The organism is Psychrobacter sp. AOP7-B1-25, assembly GCF_052376195.1.
GTDB lineage: Bacteria > Pseudomonadota > Gammaproteobacteria > Pseudomonadales > Moraxellaceae > Psychrobacter.
Genome location: NZ_JBQSVK010000011.1, coordinates 22,955 through 34,305 on the forward strand (window position 1 = coordinate 22,955; position 11,351 = coordinate 34,305).

General features: G+C 44.4%; 9 protein-coding genes. 4 read left to right on the top strand and 5 right to left on the bottom strand.

Annotation, left to right across the window (positions count from 1 at the left end):
* Positions 1-178 precede the first annotated feature (178 nt).
* The 4 genes from rsfS to ACT3QR_RS09690 all read right to left on the bottom strand — a co-directional run bounded on the left by rsfS (position 179) and on the right by ACT3QR_RS09690 (position 5,410).
* Entirely contained in the window at positions 179-592 is a 414-nt protein-coding gene (rsfS, locus tag ACT3QR_RS09675) for a ribosome silencing factor (protein ID WP_444521143.1), read from the bottom strand.
* 131 nt (positions 593-723) lie between these two features.
* Entirely contained in the window at positions 724-1,683 is a 960-nt protein-coding gene (locus ACT3QR_RS09680) for a nicotinate-nicotinamide nucleotide adenylyltransferase (RefSeq protein ID WP_444521144.1), read from the bottom strand.
* 208 nt (positions 1,684-1,891) lie between these two features.
* The gene (pta, locus tag ACT3QR_RS09685) at positions 1,892-4,039 is read right to left on the bottom strand and encodes a phosphate acetyltransferase (protein ID WP_444521145.1); all 2,148 of its coding nucleotides are present in this window, start codon (positions 4,037-4,039) and stop codon (positions 1,892-1,894) included.
* Between the two features lie 138 nt (positions 4,040-4,177).
* On the bottom strand, positions 4,178-5,410 hold the full coding sequence (locus tag ACT3QR_RS09690; RefSeq protein ID WP_444521146.1) for an acetate/propionate family kinase: 1,233 nt from the start codon (positions 5,408-5,410) through the stop codon (positions 4,178-4,180).
* Between the two features lie 809 nt (positions 5,411-6,219).
* On the opposite strand from ACT3QR_RS09690, the gene lptM reads away from it, so the two are divergent.
* The 4 genes from lptM (at position 6,220) to ACT3QR_RS09710 (ending at position 10,364) form a co-directional block, all read left to right on the top strand.
* Entirely contained in the window at positions 6,220-6,534 is a 315-nt protein-coding gene (gene lptM, locus ACT3QR_RS09695; RefSeq protein ID WP_444521147.1) for an LPS translocon maturation chaperone LptM, read from the top strand.
* A 212-nt stretch (positions 6,535-6,746) separates the two neighbouring features.
* A complete protein-coding gene (gene lysA / locus ACT3QR_RS09700) occupies positions 6,747-8,123 on the top strand; it encodes a diaminopimelate decarboxylase (RefSeq protein ID WP_444521148.1) in 1,377 nt (458 codons plus the stop codon).
* A 284-nt stretch (positions 8,124-8,407) separates the two neighbouring features.
* Positions 8,408-9,295: a diaminopimelate epimerase gene (gene dapF / locus ACT3QR_RS09705; RefSeq protein WP_444521149.1), complete on the top strand. Its 888-nt coding sequence runs from the start codon at positions 8,408-8,410 to the stop codon at positions 9,293-9,295.
* 46 nt (positions 9,296-9,341) lie between these two features.
* Positions 9,342-10,364, top strand: a complete 1,023-nt coding sequence (locus tag ACT3QR_RS09710) for a tyrosine recombinase XerC (protein ID WP_444521150.1) — start codon at positions 9,342-9,344, stop codon at positions 10,362-10,364.
* A 33-nt stretch (positions 10,365-10,397) separates the two neighbouring features.
* On the opposite strand, the gene ACT3QR_RS09715 is transcribed toward ACT3QR_RS09710, so the two are convergent.
* Positions 10,398-11,267, bottom strand: a complete 870-nt coding sequence (locus ACT3QR_RS09715; RefSeq protein WP_444521151.1) for a nitrilase-related carbon-nitrogen hydrolase — start codon at positions 11,265-11,267, stop codon at positions 10,398-10,400.
* Between the last annotated feature and the right edge of the window lie 84 nt (positions 11,268-11,351).

Here is an 11,351-nt window from a genome sequence, read left to right on the forward strand (position 1 = left end):
TAGTAGTTAGAATGAATAAGCGAGGGCTGTTTAACTTTAGCGGCTGATCTGTACTCAATGATTTATCTGATTATACTGGTTCATAACTGTAAAATTTATATAAAAAAAGACCAGAATAAATATTCTGGCCTTTTTAATCTAGTGCTTCTTGTATGACGCGATGTTGTATCTAATAGTCTTATTTGTTTTTGTTACGACGACCAGCGGTTTTCTTTTCGCGCGGTGTGGCAACCAGTTCAGCCAATTGGTCAGGTGATGACCATAGACCTTCTAAGTCATAAAACTCACGTGCTTGTGGGGTCATGATATGGACGACAACCGCGCCCAAATCAATCAATGTCCAGTCAGAGTCGATACCACCTTCACGGCCAAGCGGCATAAAGCCCGCTTTTTTAGCATCAGCGCCAACGCTATCAGCCATCGCACGTACATGGCGTTTTGAGGTACCATCAGCGATGATGATGCGCTCTGTTACGTCAGTCAATTTTTCTACATTCATTACAGTGATGTTTTTTGCTTTCATATCATCTAGAGCGTTTTGTACTAGGGTCAAGCATTCTGTTAGGCGTTCTTCAGTCATGGTGTTGGTCATAAATTTTAATCTCTTGAATCATAAATATGTAAAATAAAGGGGTAAAACGTCAATTTGTCTTATTCAACTGATCATAGGTTGTCAGTCACGCATAGAAACAGGATAGGCAAAAAGACACAGATAAGGCGATTTTAACGGAATTGGGCAGCAGAATATAGCTGATGGACGATAATATATTGATAAACAGCAGGACTTAGCCATTTAGCTAATGGATTAGATTCAGTATTGCTAATGATATCATTTATTGGTGCTATAGATGCGATTTGCCTCTCAGCGACTGGTATTTTATTTGTTTGATGCTCTAACTTATGCAACTGCTCGCGTATTTGCGTGCTCGATACAGCAGTAATAGGTCGTGTATCTATATAAATGCGTCCTTGATTGGTGTTTTTCAAGTCAGCTTTTAAGCCAGTACTATTTGGATCATTGCTATTTGTGTTTGAGCTATCCGTCGAGCGCTGAGTGGGTGGAATTAATAGCTCGATCATTGATTCTGTTGCATGTGGTTGCAGTGACAATGGGAGTTGCGACTTTAAGAAAGCAATATCTTGCGCGTTCGCTGTATGGTTTTTAGAAGGCATAGTGTTGTCAAAAGTTTTTTCGTTAACGCCAACACTCACATCGGTACTGCTCTGACGATTGAAAACCCATAGATTGACATGATCAGTGAGACGTAATCCATCTTTCCATTTATTCAAACTGTGGGCGCTGTCCATACCCATGATAAATATTAGATTATCATTAGGGTATTGCTGTCTCAGCGTACGTACGCTATCGATCGTATAGACAGGCGGCGCTTGCCACAGCTCTAGCTCGCTAATTTGTATCGGCGTATTTTTTATTGCTAGTTTCAACATCGCTAAACGATGGTTAGGGTCTGTACTCTGCGTCTTAAATGGTGAGCGGGCATTGGGCAGTAAAGACACATGTAGGGGGCGCTGTTCCTGCTTTGCGATTGGCAGTAGGTGCTGATAGACAGACATTGCTACTTCTAGATGACCATTATGTACAGGATCAAACGAGCCGCCAAGATAGGCACGAATGGCAGGTGCAGGTGTTGTTTCTTGATGGTTGTTGCTCGTATTTGGCATAAATAAATGTATAAAAGTAGGTATGGCGCACGTAAAGGTTTCTGCACCTTGCTCTTTTACTGGCTAACCTTGTTTAGGTGAAATGATTTAATGATAGCGCTATTGTAGAGGGCGCACGAACATCTGTCACCACGATGCTAATAAAAAACCGACCATCATAATGACAGTCGGTTTTGTATAGAACTTTAATTAGCGAGTTTTACAGCAATTAAATCAAATCGCTATATGCTTGGATAGCAGTCAGCGCGATGGTATAGACGATATCATCGACCAAGGCACCACGTGATAAATCATTCACTGGCTTATTCAAGCCTTGTAGCATAGGTCCGACACTGACGACATTGGCACTACGTTGTACCGCTTTATAAGTAGTGTTACCTGTATTTAGGTCAGGGAAGATAAAGACGTTGGCTTGACCAGCGACAGGTGAGTCAGGTGCTTTTTGTTTACCTACGCTCATGACTGATGCTGCATCATATTGCAGTGGGCCATCGACTTTGAGGTCTGGTGCGCGCTCACGAACGATTTGAGTCGCCCGAGCGACTTTTTCGACATCAGCGCCAGCACCTGATGAGCCAGTAGAGTAGCTGATCATCGCAACTTTTGGATCGATACCAAAGGCAGCGGCAGACTGTGCTGATTGAATGGCAATTTCAGCCAACTCTTCAGCGTTAGGATCTGGGTTGATCGCACAGTCACCATAGACGACCACTTGCTCAGGCAACAGCATAAAGAATACTGACGACACGAGTGAATACTGCGGCGCGGTCTTGATTAGCTGGAATGCTGGGCGTACCGTATTGGCAGTGGTATGAATCGCACCTGAGACCAGACCATCTACTTCGTCTAGCTGTAGCATAATAGTACCTAGATAGACGGTGTCTTTTAGATATTCGGCAGCGACTTCTGCAGTGGTTTTTCCATTACGGCGATCTACGACAGCAGCGACATATTTACTCATATCTATATTGTCAGGATCGATAATTTCTAACCCTTCAGGCAGCGTTAGATCACGGTTCTTGACAACCTGATCGACTTCACTACGCTTAGCAATTAGTACGCAGTTGGCGATACCGCGACTCTGACAGATACAAGCAGCTTCGATTGTACGTGGTTCAGCACCTTCTGGTAGTACGATACGTTTTTTAGCATGCTGTGATTTTTTAACCAACTGATGGCGAAACGCTGATGGTGACAAGCGTGGCTCATGGTCGCGACTGAAGTATTCTTTAATCCAGCTCAGATCCAAATGCGCAGCCACATAACGAGCGACTTCATCAGCGCGTTCTGTATCATCACTTGGAATTTCAGAGCTCATATGCATTAGGCTTTGTACCGTTTCATAACTGTCATTTTCGACACTCATAACTGGTATGCCAGTTTTGAGTGCTGACTGCCAAAGCTCAGCAACTGTCTCGCTTGGCGTGACACCACCGGTCAGTACCAGACCTGCCAATGGAATCCCATTAATACAGGCCAGTCCAGCAGCCAATAGCAGATCATCACGATCGCCAGGCACGACGACTAACGTACCACGCTTAAAAACTTCGTTGACGCGTGCCACGGAACGAGCAGTTAGGCTAATACGATTAATACGACGTATTTTTGCTTCTCCAACATTTAGCCAAGTAGCATCAAGCTCTGTTGCGATATCCCATGTGCGGGGTACGGACAGTGAGTCACTAAAAGGTACAACACCGATGAGACGGAATACTTCAGTGTTGAACGAAGGCGATAGGCGCTGAACTTCTTGTAGGAAATTCGGATCTAAGCTGACAACTGCCTCACCAGGTGCGACAGGCTGGTTATCAAACGTGTTGGGCACGTCTTGTACGCGCATCAATATCACACCAAGAGTACGTGAATTGACAATACCACCGAAATCACGGGCATGGACGTCCAGTTTGTCTGCTAAATAAGCAGGCTTACTGATATCAGCAGTACTGACAAATATAACCTTGGCATCTAGCGCGTGAGCAAGAGCACGGTTGACCTGCGAGGCATAAGAAGTCTCAGTAGTCGGCACTAGACCTTCACAGATAATGACGTCATGACCGTCATCGATGGTGTGATAATTGGCAATCACTTCTTCCATCAAGTCATCAAGATTGTCATCACCTAGCATACGCTCGACGTGTTGACGGCTGATAGACTCGGGTGGCTTCAGGCCAAATGCATGCATGGTCAAGGCACTTGAGCTGTCTAAGCTGTGCTGTTTGTCTAGCGTATCGTCTTGCAAAAACGGCTTCATAAAGCCTGCTTTACTACCGTTATAGTCAAAGGCACGGATGAGGCCCAGTGCGGCTGACGTCACACCGATACCGCGACTAATGGGAACAAGTAAAATGGTTTGCATAATAGGTCCTACAATTTATTTTATTTTAGGCTTCGAATCATTCTGAGCAGCATAAAAATGCCAAGCGCTTTATTTTATACCTTCTAAACGCTTTATAAGCGTCTAGAAGATAAGCGCAAGGCATGATAGTCGATAGGCTTATACTAATTTTAATGCGTCACGAGTTTCTTGGGCAATGCGGCACTCTTCATCGGTTGGTACCACCCATAGCTCGATGCTGCTATCGTCTGCGTGGAAGTTGCCCTCACTACCACCAAACAAGCTTGCATTCTTATCAGCGTTTACTTTGATACCGAAATGACGCATCACTTCTAAGATACTGGTACGAGTAGTGACTGAGTTTTCACCGATACCACCTGTAAAGATAATGCCAGTAAATTCTGGCAGTGCGCAGCTTAAGCTGGCAAGATATTTACCGACGCGGTAACAGAACATCTCGATAGCGAGCTTGGCATCTGCATGACCTTCGTTTGCTGCTTGTTCGACCGTACGTAGGTCATTAGACAATCCTGAGATACCCAATAGACCACTTTCACTATTAAGCATGGTATCCACTTCTTCCAAGCTCATACCGAGCTGGCGTTTTAAGTGGATGTGAAGGCTTGGGTCAACATCGCCACTACGTGTACCCATCATGAGTCCCTCAAGCGGGGTTAGACCCATACTGGTATCGAGACTCTTACCGTCATAAATAGCAGTTGCTGAGCAGCCATTGCCTAGATGGGCTGTTAGCCAGCCATGAGGTCCTTTTGACTCAGTGATCTCACTGGCGCGCTCTGAGACATAGGCATGAGACGTACCATGAAAGCCATAACGGCGAATTCTGTGTTCTTCGTACAGGGCCTTTGGTATTGGATAGCGGAAAGCAACAGGAGGCATGGTTTGGTGGAAAGCCGTATCAAAGACGACAACTTGAGGGATATCAGGATAAATCGCTTGTACCGCTTCGATACCTAAAGCATGGGCAGGGTTGTGTAGAGGTGCGAGTATTTTTAAGCGTTTTACTTCGTCCAGTACGTGTTCATCAACACGAACCGCTTCAGAGTACTCACGGCCACCATGAACCACGCGATGACCAACTGCGATAAAATGATACTGTTCTAATAGCTCAAGAATTTTTTGTAGTGCTAACTGATGACGACCACCTGAGATAGGAATTTCTAACTTCTCACCATTTAGTGTCGTGTGTTTGATACGGGCAGTATCGAGTCCTAAGTTTTCGGCAAGACCAGTGATACGAGTAGAGTTGTCGTCACTAATCAATGCGTATTTGATAGAAGACGAACCACAGTTGAGAACTAAAGTGGGGTTAGTTAGGGTTGATGTTTCACTGTTCTTATCATCAAAAGTGTTACTTAGGTTGGCGCTCATACTCTATCCTTAGATTGGTTTTTATAAAGGGCAAATCAATTATATCGTTTGCTTGATATAAAAAAGACGTCTATTGCCACGTCCTGTTTTACGATCATCAAGTTCTACATCGCTGATATCCCAGGTGCTGCAGTGAACAGTCACAGCTGAGACATAATGTTATTACTATATGGAATTGATGAGGCTGATAACCGTTAGATAAATAAAAGTCAGCCATATCCATGCTGAGCATATCAAGCAAGGATGTTGCTGATTCTATTTATATTGGGGTTACTATTTCTGACATTGCTATGCATCCATGCTTATGAATTAATGCGTATACATTTCAGGCTAGCATCCTATTGCCGCCGCAAACTGGGAATATAATGTAACACACTTTTGTTTCTACACCATGATAGGGGTAAGGTTTAAAGTGTGTGATTAATAAGGGGCTAAAAGAGAGATAAACTAATTGTAATCAGTAGGTTGTAGGTATGTTAAGGGATGAGTTGAATAGACGGTCGTGCAGTACTATTACAGATAAAATTGTAAGAAATATTGTCAAGACATCCCAATGTCATGCATTCATCTCTAAACCTGCAGACGATATTACTATAAAAATCCGAATGATGTTTTAGAAAATATCCAACATCACGCAAATTTATTCACCAATCATATTCAGTATCCTTACAGCTTTATGTAATAATGCTATGATTAAAATGGTCATAACGTCAGCACGGTAGCTGTGGGTTTGACCATCTGTTTAGTTTTTATTTATCACGATTTACTATCGTCATTATGCCGTTGTAAGCTCATAGGTTATCTATTATATGTCTACTACACACCGCCCATCAGCAGCTAACCATGCTAGCTCATACGTTCGTACCAGTCGTCAGATTGTCGCCACTTTGTTTATAGGTAGTGCGGTTATAGTAGGATTGTCAGGCTGCGGGCAAAAAGGCGATCTGTATCTGGCAGACTCCAGTAGCCAAACGATAGAAGGCAATGCATCTATACTGGATAGTACTAGTCATCCACAAGATGCTGCCTTTGCGGGCATCGATGATGATAACTATCAAAAAACTCGCTATCTAGAAGAGCAGATGGTGCTACCTGAGCCTAGTACTGACCCCAACGACTACTAATTTCTTAAGCCAGTAATCGCTAGGCTAATAATTGCTAAACTGAGCTGATAAGTAGCGGTTAAGTGCTTCTTAGTTAAACCGTTTAATTAACGGTTTAACTAGCTGTCGATTTTTTACTACTGAATGGGTTAAATAGTTTTGCTAGCCAAACCCTATCTCCACTGTTATTTTATTTCCACCCTTGATAATCTGATTATATTAGAGATGTTTATATGAGTCCTTCTGAACTACCTGCTGACTTGAGCGATTCTACCACTGGTGAGTCTGTTACTATCCAAACTGAGCAAGGGCTATATGTTGACCCTAAAGCGTTGAGTGCTCACTTGCCAGCGCTAAGCTATCGCGACGATGCGCTGTATATGGAGCAGGTCAATATTGATGAGTTGGCGAAACAATATGGTACACCATGCTACGTGTATTCAAAGCAGGCAATATTAGATGTTTATCAAGCCTATACCGATAGTTTTGCCAGTCTGAATCATCAGGTATGCTATGCCGTAAAAGCAAACTCTAATCTTGCCGTGCTTGGTGTCTTAGCGCAGGCAGGTGCTGGGTTTGATATTGTCTCTCGCGGTGAGCTGATGCGAGTGTTGGCAGCAGGTGGCGCAGCAGCACGTGTGGTATTTTCAGGTGTTGGCAAAACGTACAGTGATATCGAATATGCGTTGACTCAAGGTATCGGCTGTTTTAACGTCGAGTCTATCAGCGAGCTGACTTTGATCAATGAAGTCGCAAAGTCACTTGATAAGCCTGCGCCAATCTCATTACGCGTCAATCCTAACGTCGATGCCAAAACCCATCCATATATCTCAACTGGTCTCAAAGACAACAAGTTTGGTATCACTCACGAAGATGCACTAGCGGTCTATCAGCAAGCGGCTGACCTATCACATATCAACATCGTTGGTATTGATTGTCATATCGGTTCGCAGTTGACAGAGGTAGAGCCATTTGTTGCAGCATTAGATAAAGTTATTGAGCTGATACATAGCTTGCGTGATGCTGGCATTGAGTTACAGCATATCGATTTGGGCGGTGGTTTGGGTGTGCGCTATATTGATGAGACGCCTGTATCTATCGATGAGTTTGCTCAAGCATTATTGCCAAAGCTTAGCGAACTTGGTTTGACCGTGTTCTTTGAGCCAGGTCGTAGTATCGTTGCCAATGCTGGCGTGCTGTTGACCCAAGTGGATGTACTCAAGCCGACTGAGCATAAAAACTTTGCTATCGTTGATGCCGCTATGAATGACTTGATTCGTCCTGCATTATATCAAGCTGAAATGGCTGTGATTCCAAGTGTATCACCTAGTGCTGGTATCGATACAGATGGTACGCAGCCGTGGGATATCGTTGGTGCGATTTGTGAGACGGGTGATTTCTTGGCAAAAGATCGTTTGTTATCATTGACCACAGGCGATGTATTGGCTATCACTGGCGCAGGTGCTTACGGCTTTACCATGAGCAGCAACTACAATTCACGCCCACGTGCTAGCGAAGTAATGGTGTCTGGTGATAGTCATCAGCTTATTCGTAAGCGCGAAACGATTGAAGCATTATATGCAGATGAAATGTTGTGGCAGGATAAATAGCATCATAAGCAGTATTGAAGTTGCTAATATCGATATAGTCATCGACAGTTATATTTAATGACTATTTTGTTTAGATCATTTTTGTTTATAACTGTATTGATGAAAGAAAACCCACTGTGATGATAACAGTGGGTTTTTTTGTGCGTAATGCTAAGTCCAATCCCAAGCAAGTTAGTTGTAAGATAGACATATAACTCGATATTTGATAGTGGTGATAATTATGATTGTACCTGACAGCGTGCTAATATAAGGCATACATAAAAATAGGATAGGACATCAAAGATATGCTAATAGAGTTTACTAAAATGCATGGGTTGGGTAATGATTTCATGGTCATTGATTTAGTGACCCAACGCCTCGATTTGACCAAGGACTTGGTGCAGTTATTGGGCGATCGTCATCTAGGTATTGGTTTTGATCAATTGCTCGTGGTCGAGCCACCTATGCGCCCTGATGTCGACTTCAGTTACCGTATCTTTAATACTGATGGCACCGAAGTCGAACAGTGCGGCAATGGCGCGCGCTGTTTTGCGCGTTTTGTACAAGCACGTAAACTATCATTCAAGCAGCGTCTGCGTGTTGAGACAGCTAGCGGTATCATCTCTCTGACCACTGATCGCTACGGTTGGGTAGATGTCGATATGGGCAAGCCTAAATTTGAGCCAGATGAAATCCCATTTAGTCCAAGAGCGACGACTAAAATTCAAAACACTTATCATCTCGATGTAAATGGTACGCCTGTACAGCTGTATGTTGCCAATATGGGCAACCCGCATGCTGTAATAAGAGTTGATGACGTACTTGATGCAGAGGTTGAGACTCTAGGCAAGGCAATTGAGTCGCACCCTGCATTCCCAGACCGCGTCAATGTGGGCTTTATGCAAGTGATGAACCAGCGTCACATACGCCTACGTGTATATGAGCGCGGTGTAGGTGAGACACAAGCTTGTGGTACGGGCGCTTGCGCAGCAGTGGCCGTTGGTATACGTGAAGGTTGGCTTGATGAGGGTGAAGAGGTTCGCGCGCAGCTATATGGTGGCAGCATGATTATCAAGTGGCAGCCAGGCTATTCGGTCACGATGACGGGCCCGACCGCTTTCGTTTATGAAGGCGTGTTTAGTCCAGATGGCCTGATGGCACAAGCGGGTCTCAAGCCTAATGCTGAAGGCTAATACCTGTTGCTAGGTCAATCGTATAACTGCCAAGGATGGTTCTAATATGGTTATGTCTACTAATAAAGAAAGCCAAGCGGCTAGTTCATTACCTTGGCTATCTACTGAGCTGGCTGCCACTATAGAGTCCGATGCTGCATTACGAGAACTACTCGCACCTGTGCATCGCTGGCTCAATACGCTGTCTGTGCGCAACCATTCATCGCATACTTTGACTGCTTATTTCGCTGGTTTAAATCAACTAGCGTTATTTTTACGCGGGAAACGTTTGACGTGGACACGCTGTGATAAACGGCAGCTTGCCCAACATATCAGTCAACGCCTTGATGAAGATAAGCTAGCGCTTGCCAGTGTTCAGCAAGAGCTGTCTGCGATTCGGCATTTTTATGGCTGGATGATTGAAGAAGAGCTAGCACGTATCAACCCAACCACTGGCTATCAGCTAAAGCGTAGTCCTAGACCGCTGCCTTCTATCGCTGATGTCGATTTACTGACTCAACTACTTGATCAAGAGATTCCTGATACACCAGAGCAAGCGCGCCTATGGTTACGTGACAAAGCTATGTTTGAATTGCTTTACAGTAGCGGCTTGCGTGTTGGCGAGTTGGTCGCACTCGATATAGCAGATATAGATTTGTCTGACTTACGGGTACGCGTCACAGGTAAAGGAAATAAAACACGTTTAGTGCCATTAGGGGGAAAGGCAGCAGAAGCGATTAGACGCTATCTACCACATCGTAACCTGTGGGTAGAGCAGATGGATGACGCATTATTTATCAGTGAGAAGCTCGGTACCAGACTATCAACACGCGCAGTGCAGCAGCGCTTGAAAGTTGCTGCTACTCGCGCAGGTATTGCACAGAATATGTATCCACATTTATTGCGTCATTGTTTTGCATCACATATGTTGTCTGGCAGCGGCGATTTGCGCGCCGTGCAAGAGATGCTCGGGCATAGCGATATTAGTACCACGCAAATTTATACCCACGTTGATTTTGCAAAATTAACGCAAGTTTATGATCGCGCCCATCCACGAGCAACTCATACTCAGAATGAAGACTTGTCCTAGTAGTTAGGCACGACATCCACTAGATTCCATAATTTAAGCTAAACGATGGCAATCAAAAATAGGTAGTTTTTGGCGACCTTGCTCTTGCGTTTGCTTGTCTAATGACGCCATGACGATGGCATATTGTTTATCCAATTCACTATTGTCATAGCTTGCGATAATACTGCTGTCAAATGCTGTAATGGCTGCATGTCCCCATGTCTGGCGCGTGCTACCGTCTTTGTATAGATGATCGCCACCTTGTGCCGCGCCAATAACCATACATTGACTATCTAGCGCGCGAGCCTGTAACAGCAGTGACCAGTGTGCTTGTCCCGTTAAGTAAGTAAAGGCAGAGGGTGCACTCAATAGTTCAGCACCGGCTTGTCGTAGACGCTGCGCCAATGCTGGGAAACGCAAATCGAAACATACCATCATGCCGAGTTGATAGACTGCATTATCTACTGCTAGTGGCGCAATGACGGTCTGTGTACCTGGCTCAAAGGTCGCCGCTTCATTATAGCTGCCATGCTTATCAGCTACAGTTGCAGTAAACAGATGAATTTTGTCGTAACGAGCAACACGTGTACCGTCTGGTGCAAACAGCTGACTCACTTGGCGTAATCTACCATCAGGAACGATAGTACCATCGGGGCGATAATGACAGGGCAACGAACCCGCTAGTACATGTATACCGGCAGTGCGTGCGTAGTCTGCTATCGTCGCTGATAAGTCATCAAAGCGCTCGGCAGTAGTGGATTGCTGCCCCATGCTACAGCAGTTCTCAGGCAATACAGCGAGCTCAGCCCCTTGAGCTTGTGCGTCTGTGATGGCGGCTTGGATATCTGCTAAATTATTCTCAACATTCTGCTGACTATTCATTTGAATAGCAGCGACATTAAGTTGATGGTTGTTTGGATTCATGAAAATATTCCTATTGGGTGTGAGCTGTGTTACCCATTCAACCGTCGCTTATTTATTATAATATTTACGCGGAAATGAAGAGAC